This is a genomic window from Mangrovimonas futianensis, assembly GCF_021245805.1.
Lineage (GTDB): Bacteria > Bacteroidota > Bacteroidia > Flavobacteriales > Flavobacteriaceae > Mangrovimonas > Mangrovimonas futianensis.
Genome location: NZ_JAJJNF010000003.1, coordinates 246,323 through 271,310 on the forward strand (window position 1 = coordinate 246,323; position 24,988 = coordinate 271,310).

Here is a 24,988-nt window from a genome sequence, read left to right on the forward strand (position 1 = left end):
CACATTTAACTAGGTTTTAACAAACCTTATACAAATCGAAAACCCAAAGCAGTGACACTTTGGGTTTTCTTATTTAATAGCCTGACATTAACACTAACCATCAACTATTATGTATTGGCTATTAAATATCTTACATAAATCCACCTTCACCAGATTTAACGTTATTGTCACGTTGCTTTCTGCTTAAGGCTCTATATTTTCCACCACCAAATCTATAGGCTAAACTGACATTCCAGGTATTGCTTTCCCAGTTGAACTCACCAGTAGATGGATAGGGTGTGTCCCCGTCAAACCTAAACTGCATGGTGTTGAATATGTCATTGTAATTAAAGCTAAAGGTAGCACGTTGATCTTGTAAAAACGAATACCTTAACCCACTATTAACAAAATACATGGGTTTTCTGTTAAGCTGAATGCCTTCTTCACGTCCACGATACATCGCAAACAACGATAAGGCAAGTTGTTTAGTGACTTTAAAATTATTGAAAACTCTAAAATTCCATACCACATTGTCTGCAGTAACTGTTTGGGTAGAAATATCATCAATGGTTGCATTATCTACCGTTGTTGAAAGGATTTCGGTTACGCCTTTTTGTTTTCTGGAGTACAAATCAAAACTGGCATTAAAGCTCCACCATTTGGTTGGTCTGTAATTACTGGATAGTTCTAGACCATAAGCCGAGGTGTTGCTAAAGTTATCATAAGACAGGATGACTTTTTCCAAATCTAATCGGTCAATAAAAACCGCACGGTTGATTTCGTCTTCAATAATTCTGTAAAAAACACCTGCCGTCAAAGAACCATTTTTAAGCTTTCGGGTGTAGTTACTTTCTATGGAGTTCGTAAACTGTGGTTGTAATTCTGTATTCCCATAAGAGGAAATTAAAGGCGTACTCCATTCCCTAATGGGATTGACTTGTTGTAAGCCAGGTCTATCTACACGTCTGCTAAAACTTAACTGATAAGTATTTTTGTCGCTAGGATTATAAGTTAAAAAGGCTGAAGGATACACTTGGATGTAATCATTCTCAAAAGGGATTACTTCTGTGCCTGATTCTGTATAGCGTAATGCCTCGGCATCAACAGTGACACTTTCAAAACGAGCACCAACTTGATAGGTCCATTTTTCGTAGTTCTTCCCAAAGGTAGCATAGGCCGAATAGATGTTTCTGCCATAATCAAAATCAGTACTTGGAGTTGGGGCTATATTACCTTCAGAATTAAAAGTAAACCCAGAGGAGTCATAATAAATGTCACTATTAAACAAACGCACTTCACCTCCCAATTCCAATTTGGTGTTGTCATTTAATGGATTGACATAATCTACGTTAATAGTTGTTTGGTCTCTATTGGTATCCACATGATCCGTATAATCCGTAGTTGGAATATTGGTGAAATCAAAGTTGGCCGTTTGGTTTTGATCAAAAACATTGTAGTCAACTTCGATATCCAGTTGCTCACCTTCCTTTTTAAATTCCCTTTTATAGGCTAGGTTATATTGTGAGGTATTATTATCTGTTTCGTCATTGGAATCTTGGATTTCTGTAGGGGCATTGTCATAAAAGATAGTTGTAACTCCATTGCCTTTGCCGTCATAAAGGTTTTGATTGGTAAAAAACGAAAGCGTGTTTTTATCGTTCATGTAAAAATCCAAACCAACTTTATATAAATGGGATTTATTGTTATTAAGGAAGTTGACATTCTGTTCTGACTCGTTAAATGCTCTATAAATAGTCCCGTAATTGGTGTTGCTTCCAATATTGTTTCCGTAATTACCATATAAATTAAATTTCCCATTTCGGTAATTCATATCGATGGAGCTGTTGAATCGCGCATTGATTTCTTTGGTCAATCCAAAATTCAAATTTCCATTAAATCCAAGTTTGGTATTTTTATGAAGGATGATATTGATGATCCCACTCATTCCCTCTGGATTGTATTTAGCCGAAGGGTTCGTAATCAATTCAATGCTTTTAATGGATGTGGAAGGGATTTGTTTCAAAAGTTGGGCCACAGGCACATTAGAAAGTTTTCCATCTACCATCACTCTTACATTTTCATTCCCTCTTAAACTAATGTTTCCAGTTTGTTGATCCACGCTCACCGATGGGATGTTGTTCATGATATCAGAAGCCGATACCCCAGAAGTAGTTAAATCTTTTCCCACATTGATCACTTTTCTGTCTACTTTTTGTTCGATTGTAGAAGTTTCGGCCACGATAGTCACTTCATTGAGACTCGTTGCTTCTTCCTCTAGGAGAATATTACCTAGCTCAATGTTTTTATTGTTTTTATCAATGGTAATGTTCCTTGAAACGGTTTTATATCCTATATACTGCACACTTACTACCAAATCTCCATCAGGAACGGATGTGATTTTAAAGTCGCCATTGTCATCGGTGATGCCTCCGGTAATGGTTACACCTGATTTGTTTTTTACTACAATGGTTACATAGGGAAGGGGTTGTTGGAGTTTGGAGTCTAATACTTTTCCGGTAATGAGTCCTTGTTTATCCAATAAGTTTACTGAAGTTTGGCTATAGGTAAATGTAAAACACATGAACAAGCCAAGAAATAAAATAAATGATTTCATTCTTTGATGATCGATTTTTTGATTGATTGTTTAAAGTATAGACGTCTGTTGTGGATGGATGTTACTATCTTTAAAAATCCTTAACAACACTTTAACATATGAGCAAAAAAACTTTAGTGATGGGGGCATCGACAAAACCTAACAGATATTCCAATTATGCATTGGAACGTCTAATAGATAGAGGATATGATGTGGTCGCTTTTGGTAAAAGAGAAGGACAAGTGTCTGGGATATCTATCGAAACAGAGCTAGTTCCTTATGATGATGTCCATACAATAACATTATATCTTGGTCCTAAAAATCAAACGGCATACTATAATTATATCGTTTCCTTAAATCCGAAGCGGGTTATTTTTAATCCAGGAACCGAAAATCCAGAGCTATATCAAATATTAAGAGAGGCAAAGATTCCTTTTGAGGCGTCTTGTACTTTAGTGCTCCTTTCTACGAATCAGTACTAAGCCCAAAAACATCAACAACCCGTTGATGATCAAAATTTCAAATCCTATTTGATAACCATTAAACATGACGGTGGAATATTGGTTGATAAAATAGGAAAGAATCGGGGCTACTATGGCTATGATCCATACCCAGTGATCTTTAATTTGTTGCTTGGTGAAAATACCAAAAGCGAATAATCCTAATAGTGGTCCATAGGTGTAACCAGCGGCTTTAAAAAGTTCCCAGATAACAGATACATCTTTAAAAATGAGGTCGTAAATAAGAATGACCAATACTAAGACAAGACTCATGCACACATGAACAATCTTTCTAATATCTTTTTGTTTGGATTGCGGTTTTTTATCCAATTCTATAATATCAATGCAAAAGGAGGTTGTCAAGGATGTTAAAGCTGAGTCGGCACTGGAGTATGCCGAGGCAATCAAACCAAGAATAAAAAAGGCGGAAATGGCCAGTCCGATATCTGGTAACATAGCAATGGTAGGGAATAAATCATCTTTGTTGACATCAAAGCCATTTTGTCTCGCATATTGGGTCAATAATAGTCCCAAGGTTAAAAAAAGAAGATTCACAAAAATCAAGATCACACTAAAGGATATCATGTTCTTTTGTGCTTCTTTTAGATTTTTACAGGTCAAATTTTTCTGCATCATGTCCTGATCCAAACCAGTCATGGTAATGGTGATAAACATTCCAGATAAAAAGCTTTTTACAAAATATTGGGCATCGTTAATGTCATCAAAGAAAAACATTTTGCTCATAGGGCTAGCAACCACCGTTTGGTAAATATCTCCAATGCCATTTAGGTTCATTTTACTAGCCACAAAAATGATGGTAACAATAACTGAGACCAGCATGAATAGGGTCTGTAGGGTATCGGTGAAAATAATGGTCTTTATTCCTCCTCTAAAAGTATAAAGCCAAATAAGACCTATGGTAATCAATACGGTTACCACAAAAGGAATGTTGAACTGATCAAAAATCAATAGTTGCATGACATTGGCTACCAAAAAGAGCCTGAAAGCAGCTCCTACAATCCTAGAAACCAAAAAAGCAATGGCACCTGTTTTATAAGAAACGTTTCCAAAACGGTCCCTTAAATAGGTGTATATGGAAGTCAGATTGAGTTTGTAATAAATGGGTAAGAGTACATAAGCTATGGCTATGTAACCAAACAAATAGCCAAAAACTACTTGCATGTAACCAAATTGTTTGTCTTCAACGGCACCAGGGACCGAAATAAAGGTGACTCCAGAAAGAGAAGCTCCAATCATACCAAAAGCAACCAAATACCAAGGGGCTGATTTGTTGGCTTTAAAAAAGGCTTCGTTGGTGTCTTCTTTTCCTGTAAAATAGGAAATGGCGATTAAAACAATAAAATAACCTAATATAAGACTGGCAATAACAATGGGCGACATCAAGCTAAGAATTCCTGGTTACAAATTACAAATGTATAAGTATTTCTTTAATGTAAAGTTGTAACTTCGCACTTATGGAATTTTCATCAAAATTGTTGGCTAAAGCTGTTGACGAAATGTCACAATTACCGGGCATAGGGAAGCGAACAGCGCTAAGGTTGGTCTTGCATTTATTGAGACAGCCAGAGGGGCAAACAATACAATTGGCAGATGCCCTAAAATCGCTGAGACAGCAAATTAAACTATGTAAAAGCTGCAATAACATCAGTGATACGGAATTGTGCGATATATGTTCCAATCCCCGCAGAAATCCAGAGATTATTTGTGTGGTGGAAGATATACGCGACGTCATGGCCATTGAGAATACCAGCTCCTTTAAAGGGCTTTATCACGTATTGGGAGGTAAAATTTCTCCTATGGATGGTATTGGCCCCAATGATCTTAATATTCAACCTTTGGTAGATAAGGTAAAGCAGGGTGAGGTGAAAGAGCTTATTTTTGCTTTGGGATCTACTATGGAAGGCGATACCACAAATTTCTACATCTATAAGCAAATTCAGGACTACGAAGTTCAAACAACTACAATTGCTAGAGGAATTTCAGTAGGGAATGAATTGGAATACACAGATGAAATTACTTTGGGAAGAAGTATCATAAACCGTATTCCTTTTGAGGTGTCTATAAAATCGTAACACCACATTTTTGAAACTTTCAGTTGTCATATTAAACTATAATGTTCGCTATTTTTTAGAATTATGTCTAAAAAGTGTGGAGTCCGCTATTAGGCATATGGATGCCGAAATTATTGTGGTGGACAATCAGTCTTCAGATGAGAGTTGCGAGATGGTTAAAAAACTATTTCCTAATGTAAAGCTTATTGAAAATAAAGAAAATGTAGGGTTTTCAAAAGGGAATAACATTGGAGTGGAGCAGGCTCAGGGAGAGTTTATCTGTATTCTTAATCCAGATACGGTTGTTGCAGAAGATACTTTTGAGAAGCTATTATCCTTTTCTGATTCTAAAGAAAATCTCGGTATTGTAGGCTGCAGATTAATAGATGGGAAAGGTAAATTTCTGCCAGAAAGCAAAAGAAATACTCCGAAACCTTTTGTTGCTTTGAAAAAAATGATTGGAAAATCCAATGCCTATTACGCCAATCAATTGGAGGAAACCCAGCAAGGAGTGGTGCCTATTTTGGTGGGGGCATTTATGTTTTTAAAGCGAGAGGTATATCAAGATATAGGCGGATTTGATGAAGATTATTTTATGTATGGAGAAGATGTGGATATTTCTTATAAGGCGATAAAGAAAGGGTATCAAAACTTTTATTTTGGTGATACTACTGTCATTCATTTTAAGGGAGAAAGTACATTAAAGAATTTACATTATGCCAAAAGGTTCTATGGAGCAATGCAGATTTTTTATCAAAAGCATTTTAAAAAGAACCCGTTGTTTAACGCCGTTGTTTGGTTGGGCATCAAATTGGCCTTTTTAATGAGGCGAGAACCCAAAGAAGAGAAGAAACAAGTGGAGCGTTATGTACTGTTTTCTGATAAAATTCCTTCAGACTTAAGGCAGAAATTGAATAAACCGTTAAAGTTGTTGGAAGATATAGGGAATTTGCAGGAAGAGGATGAAGTAGTGTTTGATACAGACTTTTTGACATTTAAGGAAATTATAGGATTTCTTTTGGAGTGGCGGGAAAGTAAAAGTCTTACCTTTAAGTTTTTAATGCAAAAATCACACTACTTAGTAGGTAGTAATAGCTCAAAAAATCGGGGCGAATTAATCTATTTAAAAAATAATGATTAGCAAAATTTCAGTGAATTGGATATTTTTTCAGTAATTTTGCAGTCGAAAAATAAAAAAACATCATTTTATTGAGGATATGGCAAAATTCGAATTAAAGCTCCCTAAAATGGGTGAAAGTGTTGCAGAAGCAACCATCACATCTTGGTTAAAAGAAGTTGGTGATACCATTGAAGCCGATGAGGCAGTATTGGAAATTGCAACTGATAAAGTAGATAGTGAAGTCCCTAGTGAGGTGGATGGAGTTTTGGTGGAAAAATTATTTGAAGCCGATGAGGTTGTCCAAGTAGGGCAGACTATCGCCATTATTGAAACCGAAGGGGAAGCAAGTGCACCAAAAAAGGAAGAGACCCAAGTTGAAGCCGAGGAAGGTGTTGATGCTGATGTAGTGTCTGAAATTAATCAAACCGTTGAGGTGGCAAAAGATACGGCAGCACCAGTAATTTCATCTGGAGATCGTTTTTACTCACCTTTGGTGAAAAATATAGCTCAAAAAGAAAATATTTCACAAGAGGAACTGGATGCCTTACCAGGAACAGGAAAAGACGGTCGCGTTACCAAAAATGATATTTTAAGTTATTTGGAAAATAGAACTGATGCGACGCCAGTAAAACAGCAAGCTGTTTCTGCTCCTCAAAAATCAGAACCTGTTAAGGAAACTCCTAAACCAGCTCCAATTCCTTCAGGAGATGATGAAGTAATTGAAATGACGAGAATGGGGAAACTCATTTCACATCATATGGTTCAGTCGGTGCAAACCTCTGCCCATGTTCAAAGTTTTATTGAAGCCGACGTAACCAAAATTTGGAACTGGCGTAAAAAGGTTAAAGACAGTTTTGCTAAGCGTGAAGGCGAAAACTTGACGTTTACACCAATCTTTATGGAAGCTATTGCAAAGGCTCTTAGAGATTTTCCAATGATGAACATTTCTGTTCAAGATGATAAAATAATTAAAAAGAAACATATCAACTTAGGGATGGCGGCAGCTTTACCTGATGGCAACTTAATTGTTCCAGTGATCAAGGATGCTGACCAATTGAACTTGGTAGGAATGACTAAAAAAGTCAATGACTTGGCTAATAGATCTCGATTGAATCAATTAAAGCCAGACGAAATTCAAGGGGGAACTTACACAGTTACAAATGTAGGAACCTTTGGTAGTGTCATGGGAACGCCTATTATCAATCAACCTCAAGTAGGGATATTGGCTTTGGGAGCTATTAGAAAAGTGCCAGCTGTGGTAGAAACACCAGAAGGTGATTTTATTGGTATTAGATACCGCATGTTCTTATCGCACTCTTATGATCACCGAGTGGTGAATGGAGCTCTGGGAGGACAATTTGTTCAAGCCGTAAAAAATTATTTGGAAGCTTGGGATCCTAATCGAGAGATTTAAATTTAGAATATATAGGGCCTTAATGTTGATTAAGGCCTTTTTATTTATTTATCTTTACCAAAAATTGTAGCATGTCTCTTAAATTAAACAAACCTATTTGCTTTTTTGATTTAGAAACAACAGGAATCAATATTTCAAAAGACCGAATTGTTGAGATTTCCATTCTAAAAGTCCATCCAAACGGCAAGGAGGATATTTATACACAGTTGGTCAATCCAACCATTCCTATTCCTGCAGAAACAACTAAAGTACATGGTATTTCAGATGCTGATGTAGCAGATAAGCCTACCTTTAAAGAAATTGCCAAGGAGGTGAGTCAAATGATTAAAGATGCCGATTTGGGAGGTTTTAATTCCAATAGGTTTGATATTCCATTGTTGGCCGAAGAGATGCTTAGGGCTGAAGTAGATTTTGATATGAAAAACAGATTGGCCGTGGATGTTCAGGCTATATTTCATAAAATGGAACAACGCACACTTAGTGCAGCCTATAAATTCTATTGTGATAAAAACTTAGAGGATGCCCACAGTGCTGAAGCAGATACCAAAGCAACTTATGAGGTTTTAAAGGCTCAAGTAGAGCGTTATGAAGCCTTGGAAAATGACATGAAGTTTTTAGCCGAGTTTAGCTCCAGAAAACAATATGCCGATTTTGCAGGTTTTATTGCCTTTAATAAAAAAGGAGAGGAGTGCTTTTCCTTTGGGAAACATAAGGGCAAAAGAGTCGAGGACGTACTTACAGAAGAACCAGGCTATTTTGGTTGGTTGTTAAATGCCGATTTTCCGTTGTATACCAAAAAAGTGCTAACAGCTATTAAATTGAGAAACTTTAATAATAAATTGAGTTAGAATGAAGCTCATTTGTATTGGTAGAAATTACACCGATCATATTGCAGAGTTGGCAAATGAAAGACCAACAGATCCGGTCATCTTTATGAAGCCAGATACATCTATTTTGCCTGCTAAACACCCCTTTTTTATTCCTGATTTTTCTGATGACGTACATCATGAAGTTGAAATTCTTGTAAAAATCAGTAAAGTAGGAAAACATATCGATAAAAAATTTGCTCATAAATATTATGACCAAATAGGTTTGGGAATTGATTTTACGGCTAGAGATTTGCAGGCACAATTAAAATCCAAAGGATTGCCGTGGGAAAAGGCTAAGGGGTTTGATGGCGCTGCCGTTATAGGAGACTGGTTGCCAAAAGAGCAATTTGAAAACTTGAATGAAGTCTCGTTTTCATTAACCAAAAACGGAAATAAGGTGCAAGAGGGCAATACGAGTCTTATGCTCTGGAAAATTGATGAGATAATAGAATATGTGTCCAAATATTTCACTTTAAAAATTGGAGATATTATCTTTACAGGAACACCTGCCGGTGTGAGTAAAGTAGAAGCGAATGATGAATTAATAGGTTACATTGGTAATCAACCTATGTTTACCGTAACTGTAAAATAACTATGGAAGCGCATTATAAATTATATAGAGTAAGGGAAATGGCCGATGGCGATGAAGATTTTGTTGCTGCATTGGCTGCAGCTTTTTTGGAGGAAGTTCCAGAAGATGCTGAACGATTGAAAAAAGCAGTAGCAGAAAAAGATTATTATACGGCTTATCAGGCTGCCCATAAAATGAAACCAACCGTAGATTTGTTTGAATTGGGTGTTTTGTCAAACTTGATTGAAGTTCAGGATTGGGGAAAGTTTGAAAAAACGGGTTTGGATATATCGGATGAGTTGGACATTGTTTTGACTGCCGTTGACCAAGCTGTTGAGGAAATCAAGTCCGATTTTGGATTGTAACCCATGCAAGCAGAAATTATTACCATTGGCGATGAGATTTTAATCGGCCAAATCGTTGATACCAATTCCGCATTTATTAGTAAAGCCCTTAATCAGATAGGGGTTTCGGTATATCAAATCACCTCTGTTCAAGATGATCGGGAACATATTCTAAAGGCTTTAGCTGAAGCTGAGGAGAATGCCGATATTATTTTGATTACTGGTGGACTGGGACCCACCAAAGACGATATTACCAAAAAAACTATTGCAGAGTATTTTGATGACACCTTAATTAGGGATGAAGCTGTTCTTGAAAACATTCGTCGCATCTGGGATACCTATATAAAAAAACCGCTGATTCAGGTTAATATCGATCAAGCTCTTGTGCCTTCAAAAGCAACCGCTTTAATGAATGTAAACGGGAGTGCTCCCGGTATGTGGTTGGAAAGGAATGGGAAAGTATTTGTTTCCATGCCTGGAGTGCCATTTGAGATGAAGGCTTTAATGACTGATGAGGTATTGCCAAGACTCCGAAGGAAATTTAAGTTTCCATATATAGAACATCAAACAGTTCTAACCCACGGTATAGGGGAGAGTGCTTTAGCAGAACGAATTGAAACATGGGAAGACCATTTACCTAAGTTTGTCAAGTTGGCCTATTTGCCAAATTTGGGAAGGGTTCGATTACGTCTTTCCGCAAAGGGAATGGATAAAACCATAATCCAAAATGAGATCAAGCAACAAATCGATTTGTTGATGCCTCAAATAGAAGATGTGTTTGTAGGATTTGAGAACGATGGAAGTATTGAGGAACTAATAGGTGGGGCTTTAGAGGCAAACCATCAAACAATAGCAACTGCCGAAAGCTGTACAGGTGGAAAAATTGCTGAAATGTTTACAGCACATCCGGGAGCTTCCCACTATTTTAAGGGAAGTGTGGTGACTTATGCGACGGAAACCAAGGTGAAGGTTTTGGGGCTTTCGGAAGAATTGATTAAAAAATATTCGGTAGTGAGTGCCGAGGTAGCCCAAGCCATGGCAGAAAGAGCTCGACTACTTTTTAATACAGATTACGCTATAGCCACCACGGGTAATGCAGGTCCAGATAAAGGAGACTCAGAAGCAGAAGTGGGGACGGTATTTATTGCTATTGCCACTAAACAAGGGGTTTTGACGCATGAATTTCATTTTGGGAGCCATCGGGAACGGGTTATAAATAAGGCTGCAAATAAAGCTTTGGAATTATTACATAAAGAAATTTTAAAAAAGTAATAATATTAGTTTGTTGATATAGATAAGTTTTACTAAATTTGCACCCTGTTTTGAAATAAGAACAATTTAAAGTCAGAAAAAGATGTCTAGAGTTTGTGAACTTACTGGTAAGAAAGCAATGGTTGGGAACAATGTTTCTCACGCGATGAATAAAACAAAACGTAAATTTGATGCAAATTTGATCAAAAAACGTTTTTATATTCCTGAAGAAGATAAGTGGGTAACCTTAAAGGTTTCTACAGCCGCTTTGAAAACGATCAACAGAATTGGTATTTCTGCCGCTATCAAACAAGCGAAAGCTAAAGGATATTTAAAATAATAGATAACGCGAAAAAACACCTACAATGGCAAAGAAAGGGAATAGAATACAGGTTATATTAGAGTGTACAGAGCATAAAGAGTCTGGAATGCCAGGTACTTCTCGTTACATTACTACTAAGAACAAAAAGAATACGCCAGATAGAATGGAGATTAAGAAATTTAATCCAATTCTTAAGCGTATGACAATTCATAAAGAAATTAAATAATTAGGATTTTTTACATTTTGTAAAAATTTCAAAGAACATTTGAATCATGGCAAAGAAATCAGTAGCATCATTACAAACAGGATCTAAGAGATTAACTAAAGCTATCAAAATGGTTAAATCTCCTAAGAGTGGGGCATATACATTTGTAGAATCAATTATGACTCCTGAAGAAGTTAACGATTGGTTAAGCAAACAAAACTAAACCAAGCAGTAAGTTTTTTAAGATATACAAGCAGCTTTCAATATTTTGAAAGCTGCTTTTGTTTTATATTTGCTCTTCAACTAATGACAAATTTTCACTTTTGAAAATTAGGCAAGCATTTTGACTTGCTTATTGCCAATAATCAACAGACCATGAGTTTTTTTAAAAAAATATTTTCTTCAGAAAAAAAGGAAACTTTAGATAAGGGACTTGAAAAGTCCAAAACTTCATTTTTAAATAAATTAAGCAAAGCTGTAGCTGGAAAGTCCAAAGTAGATGATGATGTTTTGGATAATCTTGAAGAAGTATTGGTAACAAGTGACGTGGGTGTAAATACGACGCTTAAGGTCATTGAACGTATTGAAGAACGTGTATCTAGAGATAAATATCTTGGTACCGATGAGCTTAATCAAATCCTTAGAGAAGAAATTGCGGCCTTGTTGAGTGAAACCAACTATGGAGAAGCTACCGAATTTGTTGTTCCTGAAAATAAGAAACCTTATGTCATGATGGTGGTAGGTGTCAATGGTGTTGGAAAAACCACAACCATTGGTAAATTGGCTTACCAATTTAAGAAGAAAGGATTGAAGGTGGTCTTGGGTGCCGCAGATACGTTTAGGGCAGCCGCTATTGACCAACTTCAGGTATGGGCAGATAGGGTAGATGTACCTATTGTAAAGCAAGCCATGGGAAGCGATCCGGCATCGGTAGCTTTTGATACTTTACAAAGCGCGGTCAACCAAAATGCTGATGTCGTTATTATAGATACGGCAGGTCGTTTGCACAATAAAGTGAATTTGATGAACGAGCTCACCAAAGTGAAGCGCGTGATGCAAAAAGTGGTGGGTGATGCACCTCATGATGTTCTACTTGTTTTGGATGGTTCTACAGGTCAAAATGCCTTTGAACAGGCCAAACAATTCACCGCTGCTACAGAGGTTACCTCATTAGCTGTTACCAAATTGGATGGAACTGCTAAAGGCGGTGTGGTGATAGGAATTTCTGATCAATTTAAAATCCCAGTGAAGTATATAGGCGTGGGTGAAGGAATTGAAGATCTTCAAGTTTTCAATAAGTATGAATTTGTAGATTCATTTTTCAAGTAAAGAATTTTGTATCTTTAAAGGAATAGTTGCTTATGTCATCTCATTCCATATATCATAACTTCATTATTAAAGCTCCACAAAAAGAGGTGTATGACGCTGTGTCACAACCACAACATTTGGATAATTGGTGGCCTCTAAAAAGTTCTGGCGAACCAAAACTTGGGACAACCTACAATTTGAATTTTACTGATGCGTATGATTGGTATGGTGAAGTAGTGGTTTGTGAACCAAATAATTCTTTCCATATTAAAATGACCAAGAGTGACAAGGATTGGGATCCTACTACTTTTGGATTTGATTTACAAGAACACGACCAAGGAACCTATGTCAAGTTTAGTCATGTCAATTGGCCCGAGATGAACGATCACCTAAAATTCTCTTCGTTTTGTTGGGGCATGTTACTCAACGGACTTAAAGACTATCTTGAAAAAGGCACCGTAATTCCTTTTGAAAATAGAAACTAACTACTGAATCACCGCATTTATCTTTTCCCATAAGTCATTGTCAAAATTAGATAAGGCAAAATTACTGTCATCGGCAGATTCTCCCATTCTTATAATGACCAATTGCTCACTGGGAACAACATATATCTTTTGGTCATTTTTCCCTAGACCAGCATACATATCGGCTGGTGCATTAGGAATAAGCTCTCCTGGAAATTCTAATTGCGATTGAGGCAGATGAAAACTAGACTTACCATTTAACCACCATAAATACCCGTAAGCTAAATTAATGTCTTGTGAGGTGTTGGTCGCTTGTTGTAAATAGGATTCTGAAACGATTTGTTCATTCTCCCATTTTCCATTGGCATAAATCATTAGTCCAAACCTAGCCATACTTCTTGTGTTACTGAAATAGACATTTAAATTGTCCAGATCAATCCAACTTCCCGACATCCCTACTTTATTTTTCAATTGATTTTCAAAATAGGTGTCCCAATTTTGGTTTGTGGCAGCTGCAACCACATCCTGAATTTTCACATAAACATTGTGGTAGGCCCATCGGCTACCAGCGTCTGCCAGGTATTGCAAGTTTTCTGGAGAGACATCATCACTCAAACTGTCATCCAGACCCGAGGTCATGGTAAGGAGGTGCTTGTTGGTTATTAAATTTTCTTTTTCCATAGGGGCACTAGTCCATCCAGTTCCCAAGTAATTGGAAACAGGTGTTTCAATATTTAAAAAGCCTTGATCTTGTGCGATGCCGGCAACCGTTGCAGATAGTGTTTTACCGGCACTTGCCCAATACCATGGCGTACCTGCTTGGTGACCATTCATGTAAGCTTCCAGCACAATTTTACCATGGTGGAGCATGATAAAGCTTTTGGTGTTTTTTTCTTCTAAAAAATCCAACAAGGGTTGAATTTGACTGTCATGATACCCCAATGAAGTTGGAGGAATAGATTCCCATTCTTCAGAATTCAAAGGCGGGAAATAAAGATCTTGAGTTTCGGGAAGATTGTTTTCTGGGTCTGTATTGGGTGCGTCGTCATACGATTGACAACCAAATACATATAGGGATAAGATTAAAAATAGGTAGATAAGGCGCTTCATAACAATGTTTTACATTTAGATGTATAAAAATATAAAAGGTTTAATTAAGGTTGTATCTTTGCATCCTTAAAATTTATTATGAGAACCAAGTCACTTAAAAAGAATAAAATCAATGTGGTAACCTTAGGCTGTAGTAAAAATGTTTACGACAGTGAGGTTTTGATGGGACAATTAAAGGCAAGTGGGAAGGAAGTTGTTCATGAAGAAGAGGGAAATGTCGTTGTTATAAACACTTGTGGTTTTATTAATAATGCCAAGGAAGAGAGCGTCAACACCATTTTGGAGTTTATGCAGAAAAAGGAAGCAGGTGAGGTGGATAAGGTTTTTGTGACCGGTTGTTTAAGTGAACGCTATAAACCAGACTTACAAAAGGAAATTCCAAATGTGGACCAATATTTTGGTACCACAGAACTTCCTCAATTATTAAAGGCACTTGGAGCAGATTACAAGCATGAGCTGATTGGAGAGCGCTTGACAACCACTCCAAAAAACTTTGCCTATTTAAAAATTGCTGAGGGTTGTGACCGTCCGTGTAGTTTCTGTGCGATTCCGCTTATGAGAGGAAAGCACAAAAGCACACCTATTGAAGATTTGGTCATTGAAGCAGAAAAATTGGCAGCAAGTGGCGTTAAGGAGTTGATACTGATTGCACAGGATTTAACATATTATGGCCTGGATCTTTATAAAAAGCGCAATTTAGCTGAGTTATTGGAAGCTTTGGTAAAAGTGGAAGGAATTGAATGGATTCGCTTGCATTATGCCTTCCCTACGGGATTTCCAATGGATGTATTGGAAGTCATGAACCGTGAGGAGAAAGTGTGTAATTATATTGATATTCCTCTACAACATATTTCTGATCACATCTTAAAAAGTATGAGACGTGGTACCACCAAAGAGAAGACCACCAAACTGCTTCAAGAATTTAGAAAGGCAGTTCCAGGAATGACCATAAGAACGACTCTAATTGTTGGATACCCGGGGGAAACTGAGGAGGATTTTCAAGAATTGAAACAATGGGTTCAAGAAATGCGTTTTGAGCGTTTGGGTTGTTTTACCTATTCGCATGAGGAAAACACACATGCCTTTAATTTAGAAGATGATGTGCCAGAAGAAGTTAAGCAAGATCGCGCCAATGAGATTATGGAGATTCAATCACAAATTTCTTGGGAACTGAATCAGGAAAAAATTGGTCAAGAATTTAAGGTGGTAATAGACAGAAAAGAAGGGAATTATTTTGTGGGAAGAACCGAATTTGATTCACCAGATGTCGATAACGAAGTGTTAATCGATGCTTCAACAACTTATTTGAAAACAGGAGAATTTACCAAAGTAAAAATTACGGATGCCGCTGATTTTGATTTGTACGGGGAAGTTGTCGTTTAAACTTGTTTAAAGATATAATATTAAACCCATCAATTCAGATGGGTTTTTTTATAACATATGGTTAGCAATATTTTGAAATAAATAATGAAATTATCAAATTCACCTAAGGATTGGACTATCTTCTTTTATTTAATCTCTAAATTTTATTGTATTTAAAATATTCATCAATTCTTCCTTATTAGATTCCTTAACAAAAGACACAATGATTGAAAACCCAAATCCGTTTAAAGTAGTTGAATAGTATATTTGCTTAATGTTTAGTTCCATATAGTTCATTTCGGCATTCATACGGTAAAATTCTAGACCATCAATTTCAATTTTTTCAAATTCCTCATCAATATGGTCATACTTAATTTGAGAGTTTTTCATGATTCTTCGAGCCTGATATAAATATTCATTTCCACTTTTTATCCCCGGGAAATTTTTTATATTTTCTACCACGATACTTATTCCTGGATTGTATTCTACTGCTGATCCAAGCTCATATTTGAATGCCCCTAAAAGGATGGCAGAATTAATTTCGGAGGCCTTCAGGATAGCTTTCATTTGCGCGTTGTCACCAGCCATTAAAGCTTCTCCGTGCCTTTTCATGGCTTCAATTTGTTCCTTATTTTGAATGGCCCAATCAGTTGGTATATTAATCGTAAAGTTGAAAAATGAATTCTTATAAATATTATTATCGATTTCTCCATAATCAAAATTTGTTTGTTCAGTTTGACCAGACATATTATTGATTAAAAATGAAAATAATAAGATGCTTAATAGATAGGTTTTTAATTTCATTGGGACGGTTATCAGTTGTTTATAGAAATCACAACACAATTGTGATTATATTAAAATGGAATTTTGAAGTGTAAATATAAATCTTTTGTTAGTAAAACTGATTATGATTCATTCAATGTTGATTATTGATTCAAGTATCTAAGTTTTAAACTTTTTTTACAATTCGTTTTCTAGTTCTGAATTTTTTTAATGTCCACCCTCAGAAGGCTCCACATTAATTCCTAATTTTTTAATCAAGGTTCCTACACTCAAGCCTTGTACCACGATTGAAAATACCACCACGGCATAGGTAATCACTAAAAACAAATCACGGTGCATATCTTGAGAAAGCGACAAAGCCAAGGCGATGGATATTCCTCCCCGTAATCCGCCCCAAGTCATCACCAAATTGGTGTTAGGAACAAAATCAAGTTTTTTCTTCAGAGCATTTACCGGAATCAATAGTGATAGAAACCTTGAAGCTAACACTATAGGGATCATTAATATGCCCGCAAGAACGTAGTTTTTTTCAACTGATAGAATTAAGATTTCCAATCCAATTAATACAAATAAGATATTGTTTAAAAGAACGTCAATAAGCTCCCAAAACTTATCCACATAGGTTTCGGTGATTTCAGACATGGTATGTTTTCTAACGGTGTCATTACCTACAATTAAGCCAGCAGTAACCATAGCCAAAGGGGCAGATACATGTAATTGTTGTGCGATAACCGTACCCAACATCACTGCAGCTAACGTTATAATCACTTCTATATCATAATTATCAATAGACTTCATGAGTCGGTAGCTTATAAACCCTAAAACACCACCTAATAAAATACCACCAAATACTTCTTCAACAAATAGGAGCAACACTTCGCCAACTTCAATATCGGTTCCTCCAGAAGCAATTTTGAAAATGGTTAGAAATACAACAACACCCACACCATCATTGAACAGCGATTCACCTACGATTTTGGTTTCCAATTTTTTTGGAGCACCTGCTTGTTTTAATATACCCAAAACAGCAATGGGATCGGTGGGGGAAATTAGGGCGCCAAAAAGTAAGCAGTATATAAATGGGATATTAAAATCCAATAATGCCAGTAAGCCATAGGTCAAACCACCTATCAAAAATGTGGAAGTAACAACGCCTAACGTAGAGAATAATAATATCGGCCAGCGTTGTACTTTTAGTTGTTCGAAATTGGTATGTAAAGCTCCGGCAAACAACAGAAAGCTCAACATGACGTCCATTAGAACTGTTTCAAAATCAATTTGTTTCACAAAATTTGTTTCCGCATCTAGTATGGTATCATCAAAATAGCCTACCAAAAAGGCAAAAAAGGTAAAGATGATGGTCACAAGCATGAGACCAATGGTATTGGGTAATTTAATAAATCGAGTATTGATATAACCGAATACGGCTGACAGGGAAACCAGAATGGCCGCGATGATATATATATTCATAAAAGTGATCTTTAGAGTTTAGAACAAGAAATGATTAAAGAGAAAAGAAATGACTTTGAACGTTATTTTATTTCTTTTTTCTCCTATCCATCATCAATCCAAATGAAATGCCTATGGCAATTCCAATGGCTAGTCCAACACTTGTTTGATCAAAGAGAGAGCCAATAAGGGTGCCTAATCCAACGCCTAGAGCGACACCTAGCCCCATATATTTGTTTTTCATGAGATGCTAATTTCTCATAATAATAAGAAATTACACCCATACAACCTAATTTGAATATCTACTGAACAAACTTTACACCCACCGTAATGATATTAGAATTAAAGGATGTGTTTCTGTCGTAATGATAGTATTTTAAGTCGACGCTTTTTAAACCAAACTTCCAAATATGGGCCTTGGTGAAAATATCGGTGTATGAGACTCCAAAACCGTATTGGTTGGCCGAATATTTTGAAAGGTCATAATCTGAGGTATAATAGTTTTGAGTGGATAAATGGGTTTCGTAAGGTGCAAAATAATCAGCGGCGGTTTGATTGTAATAGCGATATGAAGGGTAAAGCGTAAATTTATCTGATATCTTAACTGGCACTTCCAAACTGGCGGTATGTGAACTGATTCCCCAATCATCAGAATAATAGCGGTAATAGGTACGCAGTACCAGGAATTCATTGATGAAGTAGTGCAAACGGCCACCAACGGCTATTTTGAATCGCGAATCCGGTAATTGTTCGATATCGTCGGCTAATTGAAAATTCTCAATATAGGAATTGGCTACATCGGCAAAGTAAACCCTTTGGAAAGGCGTTCCTAATTGGCCTTGTTGTTTTACCACATCCAAAGCGATGGACCCCTGCATATTTTTTGACAATATCTGTGAAAAGTTCAATCCACCGGAATAGGAGTTTCGTCCCTTGCTATCTATTTCATGTAAAGAGGGGGCATAATCTGGATTACCTGTAATGATGCGACCCTGATAAAATTCATCATTCAAACCTGGTCCGTTATCAGCAAATGGCCTTAATTCATACGGGTATAGTATTTTCCAAGTATCTAGATAGACACTAGCATGTAAACTCAGTTCGGTATTTTTCTCCTTAAATAATTTGGTGATGCTTCCACCAAATCCCAAAGAGAAATAATCAAATTCTGAGGCTACCGATACTTTTCCTGAATAAATGGTATTTCTATCATCTGAAGAATGACTGTAACCAATATTTCCGTTAACCCAAATGTCGCCTGAGGATGCTCCAGAACTTGCTGTGAAAGGATCTGCCGGATCGTTACTGTCAAATGGATTGATATTACTTGAAGAAGCAGAAGTATATGCTGAAATTCCGGCATCAATAGTCAGTACATCATCATCATTAAGTGGAATTGACACAATGATGGTTCCTGTTGCATCGGTAAGTTCTTCGGTTCCGATACCTCCTGAAACGGCGGCATTGTCTCCGTCTTGACTGTAGTAACTGCTTAAAATATCCACTTCAGTACTTTCAAGAACTCTTTTTTTGTAAACTCTTGTAGAATCTGAAACGGGCGAGTTTTGTGCTTGTACAACTCTTCCAAATCCCAGACTGATTACAGAGGTAAATATGAGAGATTTAATTGTCATCTTTTTTTGAATTAAGGTTAATTACATCCGCAACCGCCTCCTGTTTTTCCTCCGTTGGCTCCAGAAGCGGCTTCTCTGTAGGAGTGGAAGGTGGTCACGTTACGATCTGCAGGTTTGTCCGAAAGGGCCATATCTGGATCGTTGATGTTTATTTTTTCATATTCCTTAACGGTCATGCAAGAAGTGACAGTTGAAAGAATAACAATAGCAAGACCTAATTTTTTCATAGCTACTAATTAATTTTAATGTTCTTTGAGGTAAAAACATGGCCGTTTTCGTCCACGATAATACATTCAATTTGTGGTAATTGATTGATTCGATTTAATCCAACTTCTTTTCCCATAACAAAAATGGAAGTTGCCAAGGCATCAGCCAGTTCGGCTTTGGGTGCAAATACGGTGGCACTTATAATACCAGTAGCAGGGTACCCAGTTCTGGGGTCAATAATATGGGTATATCTGATACCATTGAAGGTGACAAATTTTTCATAATTCCCAGAAGTTACGACAGCTCCATGCTCGATTGGCAATAGTCCAAACGCTTTATCTTTGTCCATAGGATTGGTGATAGCCACTTGCCATGGCTCTCCATTGGGTTGTTTTCCCCAAGTATTCATATCGCCAGAGGCATTGATGATTCCAGACACAACGCCTTTACTTATTAATAAATTTTTGGCTACATCTGCGGCATAGCCTTTTCCTATAGCGCCAAAGCCAATTTTCATCCCCTCTTGATCCAGGTAAACCGAAAGCTCCTTTTCATTCAAAACGATGTGCTGATAACCCACTTTTGAAACCGAATTTTTAATGGCTTCCGGGGAAGGCATCTCGGTCATGCTACCATCAAATTTCCAGATTTTATCCATGGAAGCATAGGTGATATCAAAGGCGCCATCAGTAATTTTTGATATTCCAATAGCCCGTTTGATTAAATCAAATAACTCTTTGTCCACCTGAACAGGTTCTATCCCGGCCATGGCATTGATTTTGGATGTTTGGGATTTTGGGTCCCATGAGGAAATCAGTTTTTCAATCCGACTCATTTCATCAACAGCCAGATCTATATATTGGTCTGCCTCGTTTTGAGAGTTGGCCACTACAGTAATTTCAAAGCGGCTTCCCATCAATTTCAAAACCCTTTTGAAAGGTGTCTGGGCTTGCAGGGAGGTAGCCAATAAAATTACGAACCCGATGAGAACAAGTTTTCTCAATGATATGATTCTAAAAGTTTTATAAATTCTTTGGGTGTTGTTTTTTGGTAGCCCGTACTTCCTTTGACCAGACCTTTTTCATCTAATACTAAAACATAAGGGAAAAATCCATTGGGATTGTACCTTTCAGCCAATTCACCATTTTGTTTTTGTATTTCTGGAGAAAGGGTATTCTTTTTTTTCCGTGGAAAGTCTGCCTTGAGCATGACAAAATGATCTTTGGAATACGATTTAAATTCTTCGGTACTCCAAATTTCTTTATCTAATTTGATACAAGGAGCACACCAATCTGATCCTTGAAATACAAGAACAATTGGTTTATGTTCTTTAGCTGCTAAACTCTTTGCTTGGGTAAAATTGGTCATCCAGTTTTGACCGATTGTCATTTGGGTTGCTAAAAAGAAAAAGCAACCAATCCATATGTGTTTCATGAGGATGAAATTAATACATATCAAACGTAACTTGTGTAACATGTATTACATTAAAAATAAGTTTGTTGGTAATTTATAATCATATCAGATAAAAATAAGTATTAGAAGTATAATATGTAGGTTTATTTAGAACGGTATTTAATTAATAGCTTATTAACGTTTAGGTCTTTTCTACCTCTTTGAAATTCCGTAAATTAAAGGTGTTTTATGAGGTTTATATCGATATAAATTTTATTGATTGAAAATTAGATTTCATAAGAATTGATTATTATAATTTTAAGAAACATAAACTAAAACATATTAAATATGGGAAATCATATGCATTCAAATGGGCATGATCAAGGAAATGCCTGGGAAGTTAATGAGTCAAGTGCCAAATGTCCTTTTTCTGGGGCAGCGCCTCAAAAAGCGGCTGGTGGAGGAACTCGAAACCGAGATTGGTGGCCTAACCAATTGCGAGTAAATATTCTACGTCAGTTTTCTGAACTGTCCAATCCAATGGATAAAGATTTTAATTATAAAGAAGCTTTTGAAAGTTTGGATTATGATGCATTAAAGAAAGATTTGAATGATTTGATGACCGATTCACAGGATTGGTGGCCAGCAGATTTTGGACATTACGGAGGACTTTTTATTAGAATGGCTTGGCACAGTGCCGGAACCTATAGAATAGGTGATGGTAGAGGTGGAGCAGGAGCTGGACAGCAGCGATATGCGCCTTTAAACAGTTGGCCAGACAACGCTAATCTAGATAAAGCGCGAAGATTGTTGTGGCCAATCAAACAAAAGTATGGTAATAAGATTTCTTGGGCAGATCTAATGATTTTAGCTGGAAATGTGGCGTTAGAGAGCATGGGCTTCAAAACCTTTGGATTTGGTGGCGGTCGTGAAGATGTGTGGGAGCCAGAAGAAGATGTGTATTGGGGCTCTGAAAAGGAGTGGCTAGGGGATAAACGTTATTCGGGTGAGAGAGATTTGGAAGACCCGTTAGCAGCTGTGGTTATGGGATTGATTTATGTAGATCCTGAAGGACCCAATGGAAATGGTGATCCGGTTTCAGCAGCAGTTGATATTAGGGAAACATTTAAAAGAATGGCCATGAATGATGAAGAAACCGTTGCTTTAATTGCAGGCGGACATTCCTTTGGGAAAACACATGGAATGGCTGATCCAAGTAAATATGTGGGAGCTGAGCCAGAAGCCGCTGCTATAGAAGAAATGGGATTTGGATGGAAAAGTAGCTTTCAAACAGGAAGTGGAAAAGATGCTATTACCGGCGGACCAGAAGTGACCTGGACACAAACGCCTACACAATGGAGTAATTTTTTCTTCAAGAATTTATTTGAAAATGAATGGGAGCTGACCAAAAGTCCAGCTGGTGCTAAACAATGGGTAGCTAAAAGTACAGAGGAAAGTATACCAGATGCATTTGATCCAAATAAAAAGCATCGTCCAACCATGTTGACTACAGATTTGTCCTTAAGGTTTGACCCAGAATATGAAAAAATATCTAGAAGATTCTATGAAAACCCAGATGAGTTTGCCGATGCCTTTGCTAGAGCATGGTTTAAATTAACTCATAGAGATATGGGCCCTGTAGAGCGATATTTAGGTCCAGAAGTGCCGCAAGAAGAATTAATTTGGCAAGATCCTGTGCCTGAAGTTAATCACGATTTGATAACTAGTGATGATGCAGAATCACTTAAATCAAAAATTTTAGAAAGCGGTTTGTCCGTTTCGGAATTGGTTGGTACTGCATGGGCTTCTGCTTCAACATTTAGAGGGTCAGATAAACGTGGCGGGTCTAATGGCGCTAGAGTTCGACTGGAACCTCAGAAAGATTGGACAGTAAATAATCCGGCACAATTATCTAAAGTGTTGGGTGTTTTAGAAGGTATTCAAAAAGATTTTAATGATTCCCAAAGTGGTAACAAAAAGGTATCACTGGCCGATTTGATTATCCTTGCTGGTAATGCAGGGGTAGAAAAAGCTGCTAAGAATGCAGGTAAAAATGTGTCAGTGCCATTTACCCCGGGTAGAATGGATGCGTCTCAAGAACAGACTGATGTTGAGGCTTTTGATTATCTAGAGCCATTTGCAGATGGATTTAGAAGTTACAGAGGGACCAAGTTTCCTGTTAGTTCAGAGGAATTGTTGATTGATAAAGCGCAACTTCTAACTTTAACAGCTCCTGAGCTTACTGCTTTGATGGGAGGATTAAAGGTCATTAATATTAATTATGACGGATCCAGCCTTGGTGTATTAACAAATAGTCCAGGAACTTTAACCAATGATTATTTTGTGAATATCTTGGATATGGGTACCAAATGGAGCCCTATTTCTGAGGACAATGAGTTGTTTGAAGGAAAAGATAGAGCCACAGGAGAAAAGAAATGGACTGGAACCAGAGCTGATTTAATTTTTGGATCTAATTCTGAATTGCGGGCATTGACCGAAGTTTATGCCAGTGCAGATGCCAAAGACAAATTTGTAAATGATTTTGTAGAAGCATGGGCGAAAGTCACTGACTTAGGAAGGTATTAATTGAAAACTAGTTTAATAAAATAAAAAAGAGGCTGTCATGAATTTTGACGGCCTCTTTTCAGTTTTTGGTAAGTATTGAAATTAGTTTTTAGCCATTTTTTTACTGATTTTTTCAATGGCTGATTCTATAGACTTTTCAGGTTCGATAATATTGTACTCTCCCCAAAACTCGGGATCAGAAAATCCAGAGGCTTCTTCCATTAAAATCATGCTAGGTTTAAAGCTTTCGCCAGAAGACAATCTTTTAGAAGCATCTTCTTTCCAATCGGTAATGGCCATTTCACTATTAAGCGAATACCTACTATTAAATAATTTTCCTTTCCAATCGACCACAAACATGAGTTGCACATTACTATATCTGTAATGCCACTTTCCATTATGTGTTCTGTAGTCTACACGATAGGCGGCTTCCTTAGGATAAACGTCAACCCTTGCTGGCTTTTTCTTGACAAAGAGCTTACTCGCTTCTTTCTCATCTTCCACATTTAAATTATAGACGGCACTTACTAAGGCATAATTTTCAGTGTCTATAAAGAGCTTACCATAATAAAGAGGAGAATCGACCTCAGGTTTTTGCTTGAAGTTGACCACGAAAACATTTTGATCATTGATTTGAGTAGAATTATCAAAACTGAAATCATAGTATTTCATCGTGTCAAAATCAAAAATAAACTCGTTGTATTTAATCATATCAACATACAGGGTGCTAAAAGGGCCACCTTGAAGTTTAAGAGCTAAGGTGTCTAATCTTGAGTAGTCTACATCTTTTCTTGACTTAATGACTTTTACTTTATCCTTTTTATTGGAATTGTAGGGTTGTTTGTATATTTCTACAACGGCCTCTGAGAGGGAGGCGTTTTTGCGACGTTTTTTAATAGTTTCCCTATAAAAACCAGTCATAATATTTTGTTGGTTGATGTAGTTTTCACCTTTCTTTTTTAAAGTAGCCTCAACCAGGGCTAATGCTGTTTCTGGTCTGTTGATGACCACTTCACTTAGTTCTGAAACGGAAGGTTCTAAATAGATTTTAGAATTGTTTTTAAATTCAGTTAAGCTTAATTCTTTCTTGGTATAGCCCAAGAATGAAATTTCAATGATACCATTGCTTTGGTCCTTTGGAACTTTTAACATAAACTCACCTTCAGTATTGGTGATGGTGCTTATATTGGTTCCTTTCAAAGTGATATCTGCAAAAGTGAGCGGATCTTTAGTTTTGGCATCATAAACACTTCCTTTGTATTCGTCATAATTTTGTTGAATTAAGGTTGTGTTTTCAGTTGAAAAAGCAGAAACGTTAAAATAACATGCCGAAAGTAAAAAGGCAGCTAGAAGGAGCAACGATTTGGGGAAATGTGAAGTTACGCGTAAAGTTTTCATGAGACTTCATAGATTATTAGTTTTGTCTACCTAATTTTCTTTTGATAAGATACGGAATTTTTCTGAATTTGATAAT

26 protein-coding genes are annotated in these 24,988 nt (G+C 36.9%); 15 read left to right on the plus strand and 11 right to left on the minus strand.

Annotated elements, in window-relative coordinates:
- Window positions 1-130 precede the first annotated feature (130 nt).
- Window positions 131-2,593 carry a TonB-dependent receptor domain-containing protein gene (locus LOK78_RS06475; RefSeq protein ID WP_232634373.1) on the minus strand — a complete coding sequence of 821 codons (2,463 nt, stop codon included), beginning with the start codon at window positions 2,591-2,593 and terminating at the stop codon, window positions 131-133.
- A 98-nt stretch (window positions 2,594-2,691) separates the two neighbouring features.
- Between LOK78_RS06475 and LOK78_RS06480 the strand changes: the two genes are divergently transcribed.
- Window positions 2,692-3,054, plus strand: a complete 363-nt coding sequence (locus LOK78_RS06480; protein ID WP_232634374.1) for a CoA-binding protein — start codon at window positions 2,692-2,694, stop codon at window positions 3,052-3,054.
- Here LOK78_RS06480 and LOK78_RS06485 read toward each other — a convergent pair.
- Complete coding sequence (locus LOK78_RS06485; RefSeq protein ID WP_232634375.1) at window positions 3,025-4,473, minus strand: sodium:solute symporter; 1,449 nt, start codon at window positions 4,471-4,473, stop codon at window positions 3,025-3,027. The two genes, LOK78_RS06480 and LOK78_RS06485, sit on opposite strands and share 30 nt — an antisense overlap.
- A 74-nt stretch (window positions 4,474-4,547) precedes the next feature.
- Between LOK78_RS06485 and recR the strand changes: the two genes are divergently transcribed.
- From recR to LOK78_RS06545, 12 genes are all read left to right on the plus strand, one after another.
- Complete coding sequence (recR, locus tag LOK78_RS06490) at window positions 4,548-5,165, plus strand: recombination mediator RecR (RefSeq protein WP_053972422.1); 618 nt, start codon at window positions 4,548-4,550, stop codon at window positions 5,163-5,165.
- Window positions 5,166-5,175: 10 nt separating this feature from the next.
- Complete coding sequence (locus tag LOK78_RS06495; protein WP_232634376.1) at window positions 5,176-6,285, plus strand: glycosyltransferase family 2 protein; 1,110 nt, start codon at window positions 5,176-5,178, stop codon at window positions 6,283-6,285.
- Between the two features lie 76 nt (window positions 6,286-6,361).
- Window positions 6,362-7,678, plus strand: a complete 1,317-nt coding sequence (locus tag LOK78_RS06500; protein WP_232634377.1) for a dihydrolipoamide acetyltransferase family protein — start codon at window positions 6,362-6,364, stop codon at window positions 7,676-7,678.
- A 71-nt stretch (window positions 7,679-7,749) separates the two neighbouring features.
- On the plus strand, window positions 7,750-8,526 hold the full coding sequence (locus LOK78_RS06505) for a 3'-5' exonuclease (RefSeq protein ID WP_053972425.1): 777 nt from the start codon (window positions 7,750-7,752) through the stop codon (window positions 8,524-8,526).
- A gap of 1 nt (window position 8,527) precedes the next feature.
- On the plus strand, window positions 8,528-9,139 hold the full coding sequence (locus LOK78_RS06510; protein ID WP_232634378.1) for a fumarylacetoacetate hydrolase family protein: 612 nt from the start codon (window positions 8,528-8,530) through the stop codon (window positions 9,137-9,139).
- A 2-nt stretch (window positions 9,140-9,141) separates the two neighbouring features.
- Window positions 9,142-9,483 carry a hypothetical protein gene (locus tag LOK78_RS06515; protein WP_053972427.1) on the plus strand — a complete coding sequence of 114 codons (342 nt, stop codon included), beginning with the start codon at window positions 9,142-9,144 and terminating at the stop codon, window positions 9,481-9,483.
- A 3-nt stretch (window positions 9,484-9,486) separates the two neighbouring features.
- Window positions 9,487-10,734 carry a competence/damage-inducible protein A gene (locus LOK78_RS06520; RefSeq protein WP_232634379.1) on the plus strand — a complete coding sequence of 416 codons (1,248 nt, stop codon included), beginning with the start codon at window positions 9,487-9,489 and terminating at the stop codon, window positions 10,732-10,734.
- Window positions 10,735-10,816: 82 nt separating this feature from the next.
- A complete protein-coding gene (gene rpmB, locus LOK78_RS06525) occupies window positions 10,817-11,053 on the plus strand; it encodes a 50S ribosomal protein L28 (protein ID WP_053972429.1) in 237 nt (78 codons plus the stop codon).
- A gap of 25 nt (window positions 11,054-11,078) precedes the next feature.
- Window positions 11,079-11,261 carry a 50S ribosomal protein L33 gene (gene rpmG, locus LOK78_RS06530; protein ID WP_053972430.1) on the plus strand — a complete coding sequence of 61 codons (183 nt, stop codon included), beginning with the start codon at window positions 11,079-11,081 and terminating at the stop codon, window positions 11,259-11,261.
- A gap of 46 nt (window positions 11,262-11,307) precedes the next feature.
- Window positions 11,308-11,463 (plus strand): DUF4295 domain-containing protein, encoded by a 156-nt coding sequence (locus tag LOK78_RS06535; protein ID WP_082316619.1) that lies wholly within the window; start codon window positions 11,308-11,310, stop codon window positions 11,461-11,463.
- A gap of 152 nt (window positions 11,464-11,615) precedes the next feature.
- The gene (gene ftsY, locus LOK78_RS06540; protein WP_232634380.1) at window positions 11,616-12,569 is read left to right on the plus strand and encodes a signal recognition particle-docking protein FtsY; all 954 of its coding nucleotides are present in this window, start codon (window positions 11,616-11,618) and stop codon (window positions 12,567-12,569) included.
- 32 nt (window positions 12,570-12,601) lie between these two features.
- Entirely contained in the window at window positions 12,602-13,033 is a 432-nt protein-coding gene (locus LOK78_RS06545) for an SRPBCC family protein (protein WP_232634381.1), read from the plus strand.
- Here LOK78_RS06545 and LOK78_RS06550 read toward each other — a convergent pair whose 3' ends face one another.
- Window positions 13,034-14,122: a serine hydrolase domain-containing protein gene (locus tag LOK78_RS06550; RefSeq protein ID WP_232634382.1), complete on the minus strand. Its 1,089-nt coding sequence runs from the start codon at window positions 14,120-14,122 to the stop codon at window positions 13,034-13,036.
- Window positions 14,123-14,200: 78 nt separating this feature from the next.
- Here LOK78_RS06550 and rimO point away from each other — a divergent pair, with 78 nt between their 5' ends.
- A complete protein-coding gene (gene rimO, locus LOK78_RS06555; protein WP_232634383.1) occupies window positions 14,201-15,505 on the plus strand; it encodes a 30S ribosomal protein S12 methylthiotransferase RimO in 1,305 nt (434 codons plus the stop codon).
- 129 nt (window positions 15,506-15,634) lie between these two features.
- On the opposite strand, the gene LOK78_RS06560 is transcribed toward rimO, so the two are convergent.
- The 7 genes from LOK78_RS06560 to LOK78_RS06590 all read right to left on the minus strand — a co-directional run bounded on the left by LOK78_RS06560 (window position 15,635) and on the right by LOK78_RS06590 (window position 20,991).
- Window positions 15,635-16,288: a hypothetical protein gene (locus LOK78_RS06560; RefSeq protein WP_232634384.1), complete on the minus strand. Its 654-nt coding sequence runs from the start codon at window positions 16,286-16,288 to the stop codon at window positions 15,635-15,637.
- Window positions 16,289-16,474: 186 nt separating this feature from the next.
- Window positions 16,475-17,737, minus strand: coding sequence for a cation:proton antiporter (locus LOK78_RS06565; RefSeq protein WP_232634385.1), 1,263 nt, complete (start codon window positions 17,735-17,737; stop codon window positions 16,475-16,477).
- Between the two features lie 67 nt (window positions 17,738-17,804).
- The gene (locus LOK78_RS06570) at window positions 17,805-17,960 is read right to left on the minus strand and encodes a glycine zipper domain-containing protein (protein WP_166959558.1); all 156 of its coding nucleotides are present in this window, start codon (window positions 17,958-17,960) and stop codon (window positions 17,805-17,807) included.
- 58 nt (window positions 17,961-18,018) lie between these two features.
- On the minus strand, window positions 18,019-19,350 hold the full coding sequence (locus tag LOK78_RS06575) for a DUF3570 domain-containing protein (RefSeq protein WP_232394353.1): 1,332 nt from the start codon (window positions 19,348-19,350) through the stop codon (window positions 18,019-18,021).
- 17 nt (window positions 19,351-19,367) lie between these two features.
- Window positions 19,368-19,577, minus strand: a complete 210-nt coding sequence (locus LOK78_RS06580; RefSeq protein WP_053972439.1) for a DUF4266 domain-containing protein — start codon at window positions 19,575-19,577, stop codon at window positions 19,368-19,370.
- 5 nt (window positions 19,578-19,582) lie between these two features.
- Window positions 19,583-20,560, minus strand: a complete 978-nt coding sequence (locus LOK78_RS06585; protein WP_232394352.1) for an FAD:protein FMN transferase — start codon at window positions 20,558-20,560, stop codon at window positions 19,583-19,585.
- Window positions 20,557-20,991, minus strand: a complete 435-nt coding sequence (locus LOK78_RS06590; RefSeq protein WP_232394351.1) for a thioredoxin family protein — start codon at window positions 20,989-20,991, stop codon at window positions 20,557-20,559. The genes LOK78_RS06585 and LOK78_RS06590 overlap by 4 nt, the downstream gene beginning before the upstream one ends.
- Window positions 20,992-21,297: 306 nt before the next feature.
- Here LOK78_RS06590 and katG point away from each other — a divergent pair, with 306 nt between their 5' ends.
- Window positions 21,298-23,535 (plus strand): catalase/peroxidase HPI, encoded by a 2,238-nt coding sequence (katG, locus tag LOK78_RS06595; protein WP_232634386.1) that lies wholly within the window; start codon window positions 21,298-21,300, stop codon window positions 23,533-23,535.
- A gap of 81 nt (window positions 23,536-23,616) precedes the next feature.
- Here katG and LOK78_RS06600 read toward each other — a convergent pair whose 3' ends face one another.
- A complete protein-coding gene (locus LOK78_RS06600) occupies window positions 23,617-24,912 on the minus strand; it encodes a carboxypeptidase-like regulatory domain-containing protein (RefSeq protein WP_166959566.1) in 1,296 nt (431 codons plus the stop codon).
- Between the last annotated feature and the right edge of the window lie 76 nt (window positions 24,913-24,988).